Source organism: Geobacter sp. OR-1 (assembly GCF_000813145.1).
Classification (GTDB): Bacteria; Desulfobacterota; Desulfuromonadia; order Geobacterales; family DSM-12255; genus Geoanaerobacter.
Window position 1 is genome coordinate 15,739 of sequence record NZ_BAZF01000022.1, and the last position, 16,918, is coordinate 32,656.

16 protein-coding genes are annotated in these 16,918 nt (G+C 55.3%); 2 read left to right on the forward strand and 14 right to left on the reverse strand.

Going from position 1 to position 16,918, the window contains the following annotated elements; genetic code table 11:
* Nucleotides 1-5: 5 nt before the first annotated feature.
* Nucleotides 6-881, reverse strand: a complete 876-nt coding sequence (locus OR1_RS17460) for a patatin-like phospholipase family protein (RefSeq protein WP_041973661.1) — start codon at nt 879-881, stop codon at nt 6-8.
* A 211-nt stretch (nt 882-1,092) separates the two neighbouring features.
* Between OR1_RS17460 and OR1_RS17465 the strand changes: the two genes are divergently transcribed.
* Nucleotides 1,093-2,097: a hypothetical protein gene (locus OR1_RS17465; RefSeq protein ID WP_041973663.1), complete on the forward strand. Its 1,005-nt coding sequence runs from the start codon at nt 1,093-1,095 to the stop codon at nt 2,095-2,097.
* 69 nt (nt 2,098-2,166) lie between these two features.
* Here the strand turns inward: OR1_RS17465 and OR1_RS17470 are convergent, their stop codons facing one another.
* From OR1_RS17470 to OR1_RS17530, 13 genes are all read right to left on the reverse strand, one after another.
* Nucleotides 2,167-4,257, reverse strand: coding sequence for a methyl-accepting chemotaxis protein (locus tag OR1_RS17470; RefSeq protein ID WP_041973666.1), 2,091 nt, complete (start codon nt 4,255-4,257; stop codon nt 2,167-2,169).
* A gap of 270 nt (nt 4,258-4,527) precedes the next feature.
* Complete coding sequence (locus tag OR1_RS17475; protein WP_082003022.1) at nt 4,528-5,457, reverse strand: transglycosylase domain-containing protein; 930 nt, start codon at nt 5,455-5,457, stop codon at nt 4,528-4,530.
* Between the two features lie 23 nt (nt 5,458-5,480).
* Entirely contained in the window at nt 5,481-6,548 is a 1,068-nt protein-coding gene (locus OR1_RS17480; RefSeq protein WP_041973668.1) for a diguanylate cyclase, read from the reverse strand.
* On the reverse strand, nt 6,545-7,561 hold the full coding sequence (gene pdxA, locus OR1_RS17485; RefSeq protein ID WP_041973670.1) for a 4-hydroxythreonine-4-phosphate dehydrogenase PdxA: 1,017 nt from the start codon (nt 7,559-7,561) through the stop codon (nt 6,545-6,547). The genes OR1_RS17480 and pdxA overlap by 4 nt, the downstream gene beginning before the upstream one ends.
* A gap of 99 nt (nt 7,562-7,660) precedes the next feature.
* The gene (locus OR1_RS17490) at nt 7,661-8,077 is read right to left on the reverse strand and encodes a F0F1 ATP synthase subunit epsilon (RefSeq protein ID WP_041973671.1); all 417 of its coding nucleotides are present in this window, start codon (nt 8,075-8,077) and stop codon (nt 7,661-7,663) included.
* A gap of 69 nt (nt 8,078-8,146) precedes the next feature.
* The gene (gene atpD / locus OR1_RS17495; RefSeq protein ID WP_041973673.1) at nt 8,147-9,559 is read right to left on the reverse strand and encodes a F0F1 ATP synthase subunit beta; all 1,413 of its coding nucleotides are present in this window, start codon (nt 9,557-9,559) and stop codon (nt 8,147-8,149) included.
* A gap of 57 nt (nt 9,560-9,616) precedes the next feature.
* On the reverse strand, nt 9,617-10,489 hold the full coding sequence (atpG, locus tag OR1_RS17500; protein ID WP_041973675.1) for an ATP synthase F1 subunit gamma: 873 nt from the start codon (nt 10,487-10,489) through the stop codon (nt 9,617-9,619).
* Nucleotides 10,490-10,507: 18 nt separating this feature from the next.
* Nucleotides 10,508-12,016 carry a F0F1 ATP synthase subunit alpha gene (gene atpA, locus OR1_RS17505; protein WP_041973677.1) on the reverse strand — a complete coding sequence of 503 codons (1,509 nt, stop codon included), beginning with the start codon at nt 12,014-12,016 and terminating at the stop codon, nt 10,508-10,510.
* A gap of 9 nt (nt 12,017-12,025) precedes the next feature.
* A complete protein-coding gene (gene atpH, locus OR1_RS17510) occupies nt 12,026-12,568 on the reverse strand; it encodes an ATP synthase F1 subunit delta (RefSeq protein WP_041973679.1) in 543 nt (180 codons plus the stop codon).
* Nucleotides 12,565-13,182, reverse strand: a complete 618-nt coding sequence (locus OR1_RS17515; protein ID WP_041973681.1) for an ATP synthase F0 subunit B — start codon at nt 13,180-13,182, stop codon at nt 12,565-12,567. Before OR1_RS17515 ends, atpH begins: the two co-directional genes overlap by 4 nt.
* Complete coding sequence (locus OR1_RS17520) at nt 13,183-13,608, reverse strand: ATP synthase F0 subunit B' (RefSeq protein WP_041973682.1); 426 nt, start codon at nt 13,606-13,608, stop codon at nt 13,183-13,185.
* Between the two features lie 165 nt (nt 13,609-13,773).
* Nucleotides 13,774-14,610, reverse strand: a complete 837-nt coding sequence (locus OR1_RS17525; RefSeq protein WP_041973684.1) for a ParB/RepB/Spo0J family partition protein — start codon at nt 14,608-14,610, stop codon at nt 13,774-13,776.
* Nucleotides 14,603-15,379 carry a ParA family protein gene (locus OR1_RS17530; RefSeq protein ID WP_041973692.1) on the reverse strand — a complete coding sequence of 259 codons (777 nt, stop codon included), beginning with the start codon at nt 15,377-15,379 and terminating at the stop codon, nt 14,603-14,605. Before OR1_RS17530 ends, OR1_RS17525 begins: the two co-directional genes overlap by 8 nt.
* Nucleotides 15,380-15,634: 255 nt before the next feature.
* Between OR1_RS17530 and OR1_RS17535 the strand changes: the two genes are divergently transcribed.
* The gene (locus OR1_RS17535; RefSeq protein WP_041973694.1) at nt 15,635-16,849 is read left to right on the forward strand and encodes a DUF3365 domain-containing protein; all 1,215 of its coding nucleotides are present in this window, start codon (nt 15,635-15,637) and stop codon (nt 16,847-16,849) included.
* Nucleotides 16,850-16,918: the final 69 nt, after the last annotated feature.

The following is a 16,918-nucleotide window of genomic DNA, read 5'->3' on the forward strand; positions in this document are numbered from 1 at the left end:
CAGAGTTAGATTCCCCATTTATATTCAAGGAACCTCATAGTCTGTTCATACCCCTGGGTCATCAGATAGACCTTTTCCTCCGTTGACAGGGTAAAACGGGCCGGTTCGATTTCGGAACAATACAGCAATATTGTGTCCCGCCACCGACCACCTTTGATGAACTCCTTTTCCATGGCATGAAGCGAGAAGTTGAGCATCTCGCGGAAATAGCGGGAAAGGGTCAGTTTGTCTTCAATCTCGTGCCTGAGAGTCCTCTTGGAAACCACCTTCAGGATCAGGATCTGCTCGTTGCTCCTGCCGTATGACTCCTCGACGGCGCCGGCCATCAGGAGACCATCCACCAGGACATGCTTTTTACCCTGATGTTCGAAATGCTTGCAGGTGAACACCCAGGGGACGCCGGTAGAGAATCTGGCGGCTGCGGAGACCTTCAGTTCCGGGTGGCTGGCCGCAGAAAAGATCACCGGTTTGTAGTTCAGTATGTCGGTGGCTATCATCTGTACCGGCATACGGAAATCGTCCCGGAACCTCCTGCCCTGCAGTTTCTCGTCCACCCACTCCTCCAGGGAGTCGCCGGTGCAGAGACCAAAGCCGGTGAATATCCGCCGGACGCTGACATCCTTGAACCGTGACGGTTCCAGTGCCATCACCTCGTTCGACAGCTCATCCGGTGTCATACCAGCGGCATACATGGCACCGACGATGCTACCGGCAGATGAGCCAACCACTTTGGCAACCTTGATCCCCTTGGCCTCGACCGCGCGCAATGCGCCTACCAGGGCAGGAAAGCGAATGCCGCCGCCAAGAAGAAGCAGCGTAACCGGTTGATTCAGGTCTACAGGCGTATGGGTCTTAGGGTCGGCATGATGCCGCTCTGACATTGAACAACTCCGAGCATGCTGATGATGTGAGGGTTTTAAAATTATAGATTGGGAACCGGCAAAGTCAATCAGCCTGCCCCGGCAATAGAGAGATCTTTACTTTCGTTTCCCGGCTGTGTTAATTTGTGTCAGCCCGTTCGGCGCGACCGAACGGGTTATTTTATCGGGCCGCGTGGCGTAAGGCAGCGTCCATGTCGCCCCAGGAGACAACATGAAAAGAAAAGCGCTGGCCCTCCTCTCAGGCGGGCTCGACTCCACCCTTGCGGTTAAGGTAATGCTTGAGCAGGGGATCGAGGTCGAGGCCCTCAACTTCACTTCCCCATTCTGCACCTGCACCGGCAAGAACGCCGGGTGCAAATCCGAGGCGGTCCGGGTTGCCGAAGAGTTCGGCATCCCGATCAAGGTCGTGAACAAGGGGATCGAATACCTTGAGGTGGTCAGGAACCCCAAGCATGGTTACGGCAAGGCGATCAACCCCTGCATCGACTGCCGGATATTCCTGCTGCGCAAAGCAAAAGAGTATATGGTCGAATCCGGTGCCGACTTCGTCATCACCGGCGAAGTGCTCGGTCAACGCCCCATGAGCCAGAGGCGCGACACCTTGCGGGTGATCGAACGTGAAAGCGGCCTGGAGGGGCTCCTTCTCCGTCCTCTTTCGGCAAAACATTTCACCCCGACCGTTCCGGAAAACGAGGGCTGGGTAGATCGTGCCAAACTGCTGGCGATCCAGGGGCGCTCCCGCAAAGACCAGATGGAGCTGGCCGAAGAGCTGGATGTCAAAAACTATCCCTGCCCGGCAGGAGGGTGCATGCTGACCGAGGTCTCGTTCGCGCCCAAGGTAAAGGACGTCTTCGACCACTCCGATGAACTGAACATGCGCGATTTCCGCCTGCTGAAACTGGCCCGACACTTCAGGCTGGGCAAGCGTACCAAGCTTTTGGTCGGCAGAAACGAGGCCGAAAATAACGCTCTCACTGCTCAGATGCACCCCGGCGAAGCCACTGTCCGCTGGCTTGATGGAAGCAGCCCGCTGGGAGTAGTCATGGGGGAGATATCGCCGGAGATTCTGGAAATTGCCGGGAAAATAGTCCTGCGCTACACCAAGGCCGAAAACGGCATGTCATGTACTGTAAAGGTAAACCGGAGCGATTCGGAAGAGCTGCTGTCCGTGACCAATACCTACTCGGAACCGGAGATCGAACAGTTCAGGGTCTGACATCGTCAGTAATGAAAAAGCCGGGGATTGCCCCGGCTTTTTCATTTATTGCCAAATACCTTCCCGACTTCAGATATCGATCACCTTATACCCGATTCTGATTGCCCCCCAATGCCGGCCTCCGATCCTGATTGGCGTCGAAAGATCGTTCATGATTTCTCCGGTATCGCGCATATAGGTTTGAAGCAGGAAAGCAGAGCTGTTCTGGGCCGCCTTGATGCCGGTCTTGTCCGCAAAAATCCGCTTGGTCCGGTTCTGTGCCATGTCGACCGCCGGATCGCCGGTCAGCGGCTTGGAATACCTCAGATTGTGGCACGGGACATAGCCGTGGTCGTCAACGCAGATAGCAAACATCATGTCAGAGCTTTTCGCCAGAACCTCTTCCTGAATTGCGGACACCAGTTGATCGAACAGACTGTCAAACGTCGTGGAATATTTCTGCGGCGAGGTGCCGGGTATCTCCCGGTACTGCCTCGAAAACAGCGCGTCGGTTCCTATTTTACCCTCAGCGAGACATTTCTGAAGCAACGCCTCGACCCGGTCGCGCAGCTCGCATGCATACCCTTTCATGGAATCATGGTAGTTACCGACCCGGAAACGGCCTACTGTTGCGTAGATCTTCTCGACAACGACCGCCAGCTCCTGGAGACTGCTGTCATTAATAGTCATCAGGTCATTGACATCCTGCGCCACACTGGAGATCCGCTGGATCTTATGGGTAATTTCATTGGTGGTGGCGCTCTGCTCTTCCGTCGCAGTGGCAATCTGCCCGATCATATCCGTGCATTCGCCGGTGAGCCGCGAAATCCTTTCGAGCGACTCGCGGGCCTTCTCCGCCGTGGCAACCCCCTCGATCACCTGTACCTGTTCAGATTCCATTGATACGGATGCTGCCTGGCCCTCTTGTTGAATTACGGTGATTATCCGGGCAATCTCCTTGGTGGAGGCAGCGGTTTTTGACGAGAGATTCTTGACCTCATCGGCCACAACTGCGAAGCCCCGTCCGTGCTCCCCTGCCCTGGCCGCTTCAATGGCCGCGTTTAGGGCCAGAAGATTGGTCTGGTCGGCAATCTCTTCAATCAGGCTTACGATCTCTCCGATAGTTACCGAAGATTCCGCCAGCCTTTTTACGGTTCCCAGGGTGTTCTCAACGCTGGTTCGGATTCCTTCCATGCAGCGCCAGCTCTCCTCCACTGCAGACATCCCTTCCAAGGCTGCCTGGTTGACCTCACCCGCCAGATTTGCGGCCTGGTGAGTATTCCCGGCCACACCATTCAGCGTGGCGGCCATCTCCTCAGCAGCGACCGCGACGGTCATGGACTCGTCTTTCTGCGTGGCTGCCGCCTTCACCGACTTGGTGGTGGTCTGGGACAGCTGACAAACTCCTATCGCCACCTTACCCGCCTCGGCGTACAGCCCACCTATGATTTCGCGAAGTTTTGATGTCAACTGGTTGATATCCTGCGCCAAATGCCCTATTTCATCTTCGCTTCTGACCTTTATCTCGCAGGTCAGGTCGCCCTCCCCCTTGGCGAGTTCCCGGACATTTTCCGAATAGCCGATAATATCTTTGACGATGGAGCCCCGGAAAAAGAAGTACAACCCGGACAGCATCGCCACAAAAGCGATTGCACCGGCGGCGGTAAGAACGCCGGACAACTTGAGAGCGCTCTGATAACCCTTGTCCAAAGATGTGGCAAGAACAAGGACACCCAGATTTGCCGGATCACTCGCATGGCACCCCTTGCAGCGTTCTTCATTTTTCAGTGGGATAACGAGATTCAGCAGATGCCTGCCGGCCACTGTTTCCCGTGATTCGCTCTCCTTGCCCGAGCGGAGTGCGTCCTCGGCAATCTTCTGGAACTTCCCGGCATTAGCCCCTTTTGCCTTTGCCTCCTTGTTGTAGAGCAACAGGTCGGCAGCAAAGTTTTTCTCTTTGATCTGCTCCACATACCGGTCTACTTCTTTCGTATCACCCTTGAGCAGAAATTCATCTATATCCCTGATAATAACCCCGGCCAAGGTTTTGCTGTTGGCAATCTGCAGCTCGATGGTCGAATTGAATTGCAGCCATAAAGCGCTCAACCCCATAATGGCAAAACCGATACATAACGTAATGCCGATAATTGCCAGAATCTTATAGATAAGCTTGGTCTTCATGAAACCCTCCGCTAAACATATGATCTCTAGTGCAACACATTAGCTATAAAACATTATTTCGGTAATACCTCCCATTTCTTAAGAGATGTATTAAATTTTCTTTTACCATCAAGACAGATCGCCCTCTGAAAATGGTCTCAATGCAGCGATGCAGTCGCCTACATCAGTAAGTGGAATGTTCAAGTCCTGCCCTGTTGTCTAAGACATAAAAAAAAGGGAGCCGTTGCGCTCCCTTTAATACAACCTTTGTTGCGGATACCCCGAAGAATCCTATTCTTTTGGTTCCGCTTTTTCCGGCACAACCGGATTCTCGGAGCGCTCCCCGGACGCAGCGTCATCTTTTCCACCATCCTTGCCCTGTTCGCCCGGTTCAACAGCCGCAGGTTCGGCCTTTCGTACACTGCTCATGTTTTCCAGCACTGCCGGCTTCTGGATATTTTCATCCACCTTGCGCTGTAACCGTCCGATGTTGGGAAGTTCGCCCAGTGCCTGCCGGTATTCGTCCTCAGAGAGCACCCCCTTTTTCCGCAACAGCCCGAGAATCATGTCCGAACGCTTCAGGACCTTGTTCAGGTTCTTGTACGGGTTGTACGCGACCCGCGGCCCCGGCAGCATTGCCGCCAGAAAGGCGCATTCTCGCGGTGTCATGGCAGACGGCGGCTTGCCGAAGTAATATCTGGAACCATGGCCAATGCCGTAAACCATCGGCCCGAGTTCCACAACATTCAGATATAGTTCGACGATCCGTCCCTTGGTCAGTTCCTGCTCCATCCGCAGGGCCAGGTACAGCTCTTTCAACTTCCTCGTAACGGTCTTTTCCCGGGAAAGGTACAGGTTCTTGGCAGTCTGCTGGGTTATGGTCGAGGCGCCGCGGGCAAGGGCCTTTTTTTCCAGGTCATGCTTGATGGCGTTCTTGATCGCCTTGACATCTACCCCTTCGTGCTTGTAGAAATTGGCGTCTTCGGCAAGAATGACCGCCCACTTCATTTCTGCCGGAATGTTTCCGGAGGAAACCCAGTTGCGGTTTTTCGGCCCGACAAGAATCTGGTGGTACTCCCCTTGCCAGTCCTTGACCGTTATCGTCATGCTCGCCTTGCGATTTTTCAGGTCCGATACCGGAGGAAGCAGCGCCAATGATATGGCGATGTAGCCAAGATAGGCCAGCAGCGCCGCCAGGCACCAGAATACGATCTTTTTCAATAATCCGCCCCTCTGCGAAAACTTTACGGCACCCTGGCCGTTGCCACCCCGACCGCATCCCTGGAAGTCTCCTTTACCAGGTACATGGCCCGGTCAGCCATTCCCAGCAGCTCCCTGGAGTTGTCGGCATCTTCCGGATACGCCGCCACCCCGAAGCTGCCGGTCACATTGAGCCGGTCGCCGTTGTCGCTCCGGAATTCGGCTTCGCGTAAGATCCGGCAGAGTCTTTCAGCCAGCACATGCCCCCACTCCTTGGAGGTATTGGGGAACATCAGGACAAACTCGTCGCCGCCGAATCTCGCCGCGCTGTCCACCTTTCTGACACTTCTGCCAAGCAGCTGCCCGACCTCGGAGAGCAGACGGCTCCCCACCAGATGACCGTGCGTGTCGTTAACCGACTTGAAATGATCAAGATCGATAAAAATCAGCGTCACCTCGCCGCCATATCTTCGCGCTCTCTCGACCTCATAATCCAGAAGCTCGTTGAACCTTCTGGCGTTCCAGAGTCCGGTCAGTTCGTCGGTAACCGCAAGCAGTCTGACCTCATCATGGATCTTCGCATTTTCGATCGCAATTGCGGCAAAGTCGGCAATGGTCGTAAGGATCTTCAAGTCCGCCTGGTTGAAGCTTCCTTCGTCAAGGCTGTTGACCAGCTCGACGACACCAAGTGTTCTTTCCCGGCTTTTCACCGGAATACAGATCACCGATCTGGTGACAAATGATGCGGCCCGGTCTATGGCATCGCAAAATCTGGGATCTGCGCTTACGTCAGGGATCAGAAGCGGATCGCCATGTTCCGCCACCCACCCGGCAATACCGACGCCACGTTCCAGACGCGTCCCTTTCAGATTCACTTCCGTAGGGGAGACCGCAATCTCGAAGACCAGGTCGCCGCTGGGCTGATCTACAAGAAGGAGCGACCAGGCCTTCGGTTTCAGCAGGCTGCTGACCTGGGCCATGATAACCTCAAGGATCTCGTCCAGTTGGAGGGTCGATGTCAGCGTCTTGGCGATCTCCACCATGGTGGCAAGCTCGGCATCGCGCCGTTTGAGAGCGCTTTCAAGGCTGCTTGAAATTCCATGCTCTTTCATGGCCGTTCTCCTGCCTTACGGTTTCTATTGCCGGCCATATCCGCCGCCATCCGGATCGCTGCAACCATGCTCGCAGAGTTTGCCCGTCCGGTGCCGGCCAGATCGTAGGCGGTCCCGTGGTCGACCGAGGTCCTTATGATCGGCAGTCCGAGCGTAACATTAACGCCGTCGTCGAAATGAAGAAGCTTCAACGGAATCAGCCCCTGATCATGATACATACAGACTACGGCATCATAATCCCCCCGGACGGCAAGATGAAACAGGGTATCGGCGGAAAGCGGGCCGACGGCGTCGATCCCCAGCCTGCGGGCTTCCTCGACCGCAGGGCGGATAATCTGCGCATCCTCATTGCCAAACAGGCCGGACTCGCCGCAATGCGGGTTGAGTGCCGCTACGGCAATCCTCGGGCGCTCCTTGAAATACCGGGACAGATCCTGATGTGTGACCTTGATGGTCTCCAGCACCTTGTCAAAAGTAACAAGGCGCGGCACCTCGGCCAGCGCTTCATGAATGGTCACCAGCGTCACCCTCAGCCGCAAGCCGGCCAGCATCATGACAAATTCGGTAGTTCCCGTCAACTCCGCCAGCAGCTCGGTGTGGCCGGGATAATGATGCCCCCCCTTGTTAAGCGCCTCCTTGCTTATCGGAGCCGTCGCCATTGCGGCGGCATGGCCCGACATGCAAAGCCCTGCAGCTGCCAGGATATACAGATACATCGCGTTGCCGGTTGCAGGAGTCGGTCTGCCGTACCCGAGGTCTTTAGCGCCAAGTTGTGAAATCTCGCGTAGATAGCATACGTCGGGCTCGGGAAAATCCGGCGGCAGATCCGAGACCGTTTCCAGCCGTAGCGGCAAACCGGTCACGGCAATGCCGCGCTCCATCGCCTTACGATCCCCCAGAACCAATGGTCTGCAGATCTTCTGAACAGAAGGCTCCGCCAGCGCCTTGGCAATAATCTCCGGCCCGACCCCGGTCGGGTCTCCCATGGTTATGGCAATGATAGGTTTGGTCATATGTGAGCCTCGGGAATATGACTTTGGGTAGTATTTTCACAAGATACGTTAAAAAAAGAGCGGCACAAGGCCGCTCTTTGATGGTGTATGTGAAACATGTTATTTTCTGGCTGCCTTGGAAGCCACCTGCATCCTGATGAGCGCACGCTCAAGGGCGGCTTCCATGACCTTGTAGCTCTTGTCTTCCGGCGAGAGCTTTTTCAGTGCCTCCTCGGCGCGCTTTTCAGCTGCCTTGGCGCGTTCGACATCGATCTCCTGGGCCATCTCCGCAGTTTCCACCAGAACCGTGACCTTGTCGTCCTCGATTTCGAAGTAACCCCAGTTGACTGCCAGATGCTCGACCTTGCCCCCGATCTTATAGGTAAACTCGCCTATTTTCAGGGATGACAGGAAAGGGGCGTGACCAGGCAGAATCCCAAATTCACCGAGCGAACCGGTGGCGGTAATCTCGTCGACATCCTCTTCGAGGACCTTTTTATATGGTGTTACCAGTGTAAGCTTCAATGATTCAGCCATGTATATATCCCTGTAGGGGCGCTTGCTTGCCGCGCCCAGTATAGGCAGTGATTATTCTGTTCCTACACATTAAGCGTTGAGCTTCTTAGCCTTTTCAATAACTTCTTCAATGGTACCGACCATGTAGAATGCCTGCTCAGGGAGGTCGTCATACTTTCCGGCAACGATTTCCTGGAAACCTTTGACAGTGTCTTTCAGCTCGACGTAAACGCCAGGAGTGCCGGTAAACGCCTCGGCAACATGGAACGGCTGGGAAAGGAAGCGCTGGATCTTCCGTGCGCGGGAAACAACCAGCTTGTCCTCTTCAGAGAGTTCGTCCATACCGAGAATCGCGATGATATCCTGGAGGTCCTTGTACTTCTGCAGTACGTACTGAACCGAACGGGCAACGGCGTAATGCTCTTCACCGACGACCTGGGGATCGAGGATCCTGGAGGTGGAGTCGAGCGGGTCAACTGCCGGGTAGATCCCGAGCTCGGCAATCTGACGCGAAAGAACGGTGGTTGCGTCAAGGTGCGCGAAGGCAGTAGCCGGAGCCGGGTCGGTAAGGTCATCGGCAGGAACGTAGATCGCCTGAACAGAGGTGATGGAACCTTTGTTGGTCGAGGTAATTCGCTCCTGAAGCTCACCCATCTCAGTGGCCAGGGTCGGCTGGTAACCAACGGCAGAAGGGATACGGCCGAGAAGCGCGGAAACCTCGGAACCTGCCTGGGTGAAACGGAAGATATTATCAATAAAGAGAAGAACGTCCTGGTTCTCTTCATCACGGAAATATTCGGCAACTGAGAGTGCGGAAAGCGCAACGCGGGCACGTGCCCCCGGCGGCTCGTTCATCTGGCCGTAGACCAGGGCAGCCTTGTCGATAACGCCGGAATCCTTCATTTCGTGCCAGAGGTCGTTACCTTCGCGGGTACGCTCGCCAACGCCGGCAAATACTGAGAAACCGCCGTGCTGCTTGGCGATGTTGTTGATCAGCTCCATGATGAGAACGGTCTTGCCAACGCCGGCGCCGCCGAACAGGCCGATCTTGCCGCCTCGTGCGTACGGTGCGAGCAGGTCAACGACCTTGATGCCGGTGGTGAATGACTCGACCTTGGTCGACTGGTCCTGGAAAGAAGGAGCAGGACGGTGAATTTCGTACTCTTTTTCATTGCCGATCGGGCCCATTTCGTCAACCGGCTCGCCGACAACGTTGAGAATTCTGCCCAGAGTCTTGCGGCCTACCGGCATAACGATCTGCTTGCCGGTATCAAGCGCCTGCTGACCGCGGACAAGGCCGTCAGTCGCGTCCATGGCAATGGCACGGACTGCGTTCTCGCCAAGGTGCTGGGCAACTTCAAGAACCAGGTTCCATTCCTTGTCGTCAATGGCCGGGTTGGTCACGCGGAGGGCGTGGTAGATCGGGGGGAGTTTGCCAGGCTCGAACTCAACGTCGACAACGGCGCCGATAACCTGCGATATTTTACCGAAATTCTGACTCATGGTTTTTCTTTCCTCCTGCGGCCGGTCAGGCCATATGTTTTCGTAACGGAACGGTTATTAGCCTTTTATCGATTCGGCGCCGGAGATAATTTCCATCAACTCCGTGGTAATTGCTGCCTGACGTGCACGGTTGTACTGCAGGGTCAGCCTGCCGATCATTTCTGAAGCGTTTTTCGATGCACTGTCCATGGCGGTCATACGGGCACCGTGCTCTGATGCCACCGACTCCAGCATCGACTTGAACATGGTCACTTCAACGTATTTCGGCAGAAGTTCGCCGAGCAGCGCGCCTTTTGAAGGTTCATAGATATATTCAGGATGATACTCATCAACAGCTTCATTGGCAGATGCCGGAGGAGTAATCGGCAGGAGCGGGTGAATGGTGATGTCCTGGGACATGACGCTCCTGAATGCGTTGTAGATCAGGTAAACGGCGTCGTACTCCTCGGCTACATAACCGTCGATTATCTCCTGAGCAAGGTTTGCGGCAGTCTGATAATTTGGAGCAGAAAGGATGCCGGTGTAGGTCTTGTGGATCTTCTGGCGGCTCTTCAGGAATTCATAACCCTTCCTGCCGACACACATGACCGAAACCTCTGAGAACTCACCCTTTTTCTCCTTGGCAAAGCGATCCGTCGCCTTAGAGATGTTGGCATTGAAGCCGCCGCAAAGACCGCGATCGGAAGTCACCAGTACAATCAGCGCCTTCTTCGGTTCGCGGGTTTCCAGAAGAGGATGGCCATCGGAATCCTGCTGACGGGCAAGCCGCTGCAGCACTTCATCCACCTTCTTGGCGTACGGGCGAGCAGCGACGACGTTTTCCTGGGCACGGCGCAGTTTTGCCGCCGAAACCATCTTCATCGCCTTGGTGATCTGGCGGGTATTTTTAACGGAGCTGATCCGCTTTTTTATTGCCTTGAGATTTGCCATGCGTGGCGTCCGTCCTTTTTAGGCAGTGAACTCTTTTTTCAGCTCATTCAATGCGGCAATAAGCTGGCCCTTCAATTCATCATCAATCGCTTTTTTGTCGCGAATCGTCGCAAGAATATCGCCCTTCCGGGTGTCGAAGAAGGAGTTCAGTTCCTGCTCGTAGCGCTTGAGCGAACCGACCGGATACTCATCAATAAAGCCGTTGTTGGCGGCAAAGATGATCAGAACCTGCTTCTCGAACGGCAGCGGCTGATACTGGGCCTGCTTGAGAATCTCGACAAGACGCTCACCACGGGCAAGCTGCGCCTGGGTTGCCTTGTCAAGGTCCGAACCGAACTGGGCGAATGCCGCCATCTCACGATACTGGGCAAGGTCGAGACGGAGCGTACCGGCAACCTGCTTCATTGCCTTGGTCTGGGCAGAACCACCAACCCTCGATACCGAGATACCGACGTTGATCGCAGGACGTACGCCAGAGTAGAAGAGGTCGGACTCAAGGAAGATCTGGCCGTCGGTAATGGAAATAACGTTGGTCGGAATGTATGCGGAAACGTCGCCGGCCTGGGTCTCGATGATCGGCAGCGCAGTCAGTGACCCGGCACCGCATTCATCGGACAGCTTGCAGGCACGCTCGAGAAGACGGCTGTGGAGATAGAAAACGTCGCCGGGGTAAGCTTCGCGTCCCGGCGGACGACGGAGGAGCAATGAAAGCTGGCGATAGGCAACGGCCTGCTTGGAAAGGTCATCGTAAATGATGAGCGCGTGCTTCTTGTTGTCGCGGAAGAATTCGCCCATGGTGACACCGGTGTACGGTGCGATGAACTGGAGCGGTGCCGACTCGGAAGCAGTAGCAGCAACAACGATGGTGTAATCCATGGCGCCATGCTCAGTAAGCTTGGAAACAACCTGGGCAACAGTGGAACGCTTCTGGCCGATAGCAACATAGATACAGACGACGTCGCCGCCCTTCTGGTTGATGATCGTGTCGAGCGCAACCGCGGTCTTGCCGGTCTGACGGTCACCGATGATCAGCTCGCGCTGGCCGCGCCCGATCGGAACCATGGAGTCGATAGCCTTGAGACCGGTAGCCATCGGCTGGTGAACCGACTTACGACTGACAATGCCGGGAGCCTTGATCTCGACCTGGCTGAACTTGTCGGTGTTGATCGGGCCTTTGCCGTCAATCGGCTGGCCGATAGCGTTAACAACGCGACCGATAAGCGCGTCGCCAACCGGAACCTCAACGATGCGGCCGGTACGCTTTACCAGGTCGCCTTCCTTGATCCCTTCGAAGTCGCCGAGGATGGCGGCGCCGACGTTGTCTTCCTCAAGGTTGAGGGCCATACCGGAAACCCCGCCCGGGAACTCCAGGAGCTCACCGGCCATAGCCTTGTCCAGGCCGTGGATACGGGCGATACCGTCACCGATGGAGATGATGGTGCCTGTCTCGGCAACCTCGACCTCCTTGCCGTACTCCTTGATCTGCTTCCTGATTATCTCGCTGATTTCTTCGGCTCTGATTTCCATGGAACCCTCTTACCCTTTTTGTAATATATCCTGAATCTTGTTTAGCTGAGTTTTTACACTGCCGTCAAAAACACGGTCACCGATTTTGGTTACTACCCCGCCGATTAGCGCCGGGTCAACCTGAACAGTGAGCTCTACTTTTTTACCGGTAGACTTTTCCAGCGCGCCCTTGATGTCGGCGATCTGCTGGTCAGCCAAGGGCATGCCCGACGTGACAACCGGCCTCACCACCCCGGACAGGTCATCGGCCAGTTTGGCATAGCTCGCCGCAATCTGCGGCAGACAAGCGATCCGGTTTCTGTCGAGAAGCAACTGGAGAAGATTGCCGACCATTGGCGATATTGCCAGCTTTGCGGCAATGTCACGCAGAATCTCTTTCTTTGCATCCACCCCATAAGCAGGGTTGCTGAAAAGTGCCAGCAGATTCCGGTTGGAGTCCAGCGTATCGCTGATTCTGGCCAGTTCGGCATTGAACGCCTCAACCGAGTTGGACTCGGCGCCCAACTGAACCAGCGCCTTGGCATAACGTCGTGCTATCGCGCTTGCACTCACTTTAGATTTACCACCTTGGCAAGATATTCACCAACCAGGCGATCCTGGTCGTTTTTCTCGATTTTTTGCTTCAGGGTCTGCTCTGCCAGCTGCACCGCAAGCCTGCCGGCCTCTTCACGAAGCTCGGCACGCGCCCTCAGGATCTCCTGCTCCGCAGCCTGAGTTGCCTGCTCGCGGATCTTTATCGCTGCGGCCTTGGCTTCGGCAATGATCCGCTCTTTTTCCGACTCGCCGTCACGCTTCATCGCGGCCTGAATCTCGTCAATCTCTTTGTTGGCCTGAGCCAGCTTGTCGGCATACTCGGCAATCTTCCGCTCAGCCGCTTCTTTTGCCGTTACCGCTTCAGACAAGGCCTTTTCGATGCCTGAACGACGGTCCGCAAGCGCGCCTTTGACATTGGCCTTCTTGATCGCCCACCAGAGGATCGCAACCAGAAGCGAAAAATCCAGCACCCTCCAGGCAAAGTCCTTGAGCTGGGCGCCGGTGTCTGGATGGTGAGCGCCGCCTTCGCCGCCGGAGGCAAGGCAGAGAGTCGCAAATCCGAGTATTGCCAGCCCCGACAGGACGGATATCAGCAGGGAACTCTTCCCGTTGCTCTTCACAAACTGTTGCATCTACAGACTCCTTCCAAGAACCTTCTCACAGATCTCAAGCGAGAGGCTTTTTGCCTGCTCCTGAAGAGCAGCGCGCGCATCCGTCGCCTCCTTGGCCACTTTCTGCTTGATGGCAGAGAGGGTTGCACCCGCCTCGGCACGAGCAGCTTCAAGAAGTTTGGCCTCTTCGCCCAGGGCCTCCTTCTTCAGGCTCTCTCTCTCCTCAAATCCCTTCCCCTTGATCTCTTTAAGACGGGCTTCGTAAGCAGCCATTTTGTCCGCCACATCCTTATCGACTGCGGCAGCTTTTTCACGCGCCCCGGTAAGTTCGGACTCTCGATCGGCAAGCACCTTGCGGATCGGCTTGAACAAAAATATGTTGAGAATCAGGAGAAGGAGAAGAAAGTTGATAACCTGAAACACAAACGACAGGTTAAGTTCTATCACGACGGCACCCCTTTTGGGATTGTATTCTGTATACAGACTGACGCAAAGCGCCCGACTTGGCTGATAAAAACAGCAGAGATTGCTAACACAGAGAACGACAATGTGTCAAGTTATTTTATCCGCTGCTCGGTTTTTCGATAATAAAGTAACGATTGGTTATACTGATCAGACCTGGAAAGTTTCAATGATCCTGTTCAGTTCATCCTGGCTGTTGTATTTGATTTCGATCTTTCCGCCCTTGCCGCTGGGCCTGATCACGACCCGGGACTGCAATTGCCGTGTCAGGCGATCGGTGAGGTCGGTAAGATAGAGGTCCAGCTGCTTGGCCGGCGAAGGTTTCGGCCCTGCCTTGATCCGCTTGACCAGATTTTCCGCTCCCCGGACCGTGAGCCCCTCTTTTACTATTTCATCCCGACAGCGCTTCATCTGCTCATGGTCTTCCAGGGAAAGCAGGCAGCGCGCATGCCCCATTGTCAACCGCTCTTCGATGACATCCCGCTTTATGTCGATCGGAAGCTTGAGGAGCCGTATGGCATTGGCCACAGTGGAGCGGTCCTTACCAACCCTCTTGGCCAGTTCTTCCTGGGAAAGCCCGAACTGTTCCTGAAGCGCGTGGTAGGCCTCCGCCTCTTCGACGGCATTGAGGTCCTCACGCTGAATATTCTCGATCAGGGCCATCTCCAGGGCGGTATCATCGGAAACATCCTGGATCACTACCGGCACTTCACGCAGGCCCGCCTTCTGGGCAGCGCGCCAACGCCTCTCACCGGCAATCAGCTCATAATGGTCCGCCTTCTTGCGCACGACGAGCGGCTGGATTATCCCCTTTTCTTTGATGGAAGCCGCCAGCTCGTCGAGCTTCTCAGGAGAAAAGGTCTTGCGTGGCTGTCCCCGATGCGGCTTGATCTCTTCAATGGGACAGGAGAAAAACGTGCCGCGTTCGGTTTCCGCAACGGGCAGCAGTGCCGCCATCCCTTTTCCCAGGCCGGTTTTCTTAACCATTTGTCCCCCTCTCCCTTTGCATCAACTCGCGCGCCAGGTCCAGATAGCTTGTGGCGCCCCGGGAGGCGATGTCGTAGAGAATAATCGGTTTGCCGTGGCTCGGGGCCTCCGAAAGCCGTACATTTCTAGGAATGACCGTTTCAAAGGTCTCCCTGGGGAAGTGCGTACGGATCTCCTCGCTCACCTGCCGCGAGAGATTATTGCGGGCGTCAAACATGGTCAGCAGGATACCGGCAATGGTAAGGCCGGGATTCAGCCCCTTCTGGATGAGCCTGATCGTGTTCAGAATCTGGGAAAGCCCTTCCATGGCATAAAATTCACATTGAATCGGCACCAGCACCGAATTGGCAGCGGTCAGAGCATTAACGGTGAGCAGGTTCAGAGACGGCGGGCAGTCGATCAGGATAAAATCGTATGAGCTGTCAACCGTGGCCAAGGCATTCCTGAGCTTGCGCTCCCGGCCCGGGGTCGAGACCAGCTCCAGCTCGGCGCCGGCAAGATCCGGCGTTGACGGGAGTATCTGCAGGGACGGCAATTCAGTCGGCACGATGACATCGCCAGGAGCGATATCATTAATCAGGACATCGTAGATCGATTCGGCAAGAGCCGACTTGTCGATGCCGACCCCGCTCCCCGCATTACCCTGGGGATCTATGTCCACAAGCAGGGTCCGCTTCTCTGCCGCGGCAAGTGAAGCGGCAAGATTAACGGCGGTAGTGGTCTTTCCAACCCCACCCTTCTGATTGGCAATGCAGATTATAGTGGCCATTGTCTCTGGTAACTCAATGAATTAATGAGTGAAATGCACATAAGGTATACAGAAGGAGTGCACCTTACCACACTCTCCCGAATAAGAAAAGGGCGTTTCTGCTCTTGCCGCCTTATATAATCAAATCCATCCGCCGCACACCTCGGCCAATCCCCTGATCCCTTTCAGATTTTCTGATAGCTTTCGGATATCCAGCCTTGCGGTTTCGCTTCATCTGGTTATACTCTGCTGATACGGAAACTGGAGGGATTCAAGATGGTCATGCTCCGGAACCTTAAGCTCGGCACCCGGCTAAATCTCTTTCTGCTGCTGATATTTGCGGCCCTGCTCACGTTCAATGCCTTTGACGACTACTTCCGGCAACATGCCCTGATCCGCAAGGACGCCATAGACACCTCGCGCATGATGGCCCGCCAGATCATCGAAACCCGTTCTTACCTCTCCTCGGTCCTCAAGGATGAGCCCCGCAACAACCAGAACCTGATCCCTCAGGTTGCCTCAACCCGCATAGCAGCGGCAATCAGCAAAGATAGCAAGTACACCCTGCGCCAGACTTCGCTGCGGTACAGGAACCCCGGAAACAGGCCGGACCCGTATGAAACCGCAATTCTCGAGCAATTCAACAAGAACAAGAGTGCCGAACATGTCGAGGTCGTAAGGGTCGACGGCCGGGAGATTCTGCGCTACCTGGTCCCTATGATTGCGGACCAGTCCTGTCTGGAATGCCACGGCACCTACGAGTCTGCCCCGGATTATGTGCAGAAACGGTTTCCAAAGGGGCATTTTTCGTACAATTACCAGGTTGGCGAGGTCATCGGCGCCATATCGGTCGCCATCCCCATGGCCGATTTGTATCAGACCATCGGCAAAAACCTGAAAAGCGATCTCCTCTATAGCGGGATAATCGTATTCCTGATCGTCATGCTGGCAGGAACCCTGTTCCGGCGGTCCATCGTCAAACCGGTGCAGCAGCTCTCGACAACTCTTTCACAGGTTGCATCGACCGGCGCCTTTGATACCCAGTTGCCGGTTACCGGGAGCGATGAGATTTCACGCCTGATAGTGACCTACAACTCCATGATTCAGGAGTTGAACCGCAAGAGCATCCAGCGGCAGGAATCTGACGAACGGTACCGGAATATGATCGAGATGGCACGTTCCGCAATCATTACCTTCCTGGACAACGGCCAGATCATTATTGTCAACCGGGCAGCGGAACGCCTTTTCTCTTTGAAGCGCAACGATCTGATCGGCACGGTCTTTTTCAATTGTATCGTTGACGGCGACATCCTCAGGCAGGAACTGGACAGGTCGTTCAGCGCCGAACCCACCTGGGAAGGACTTACCGTAAACCGTGAGATCAAAGATATCCGCGGCCATCGAAAGGATGTCAACCTGGCGATTTCCGCCTCATTGAGCGACGGACGCCCGATATTCACCGCCATCATCCGCGAGACCGGCGAAGATTAATCCTCCTGCACCGAAGTTTGCCACTTCTGTAGTGAAAACTATATTGCCAAGCCGAAGCCGCTCCTTTAG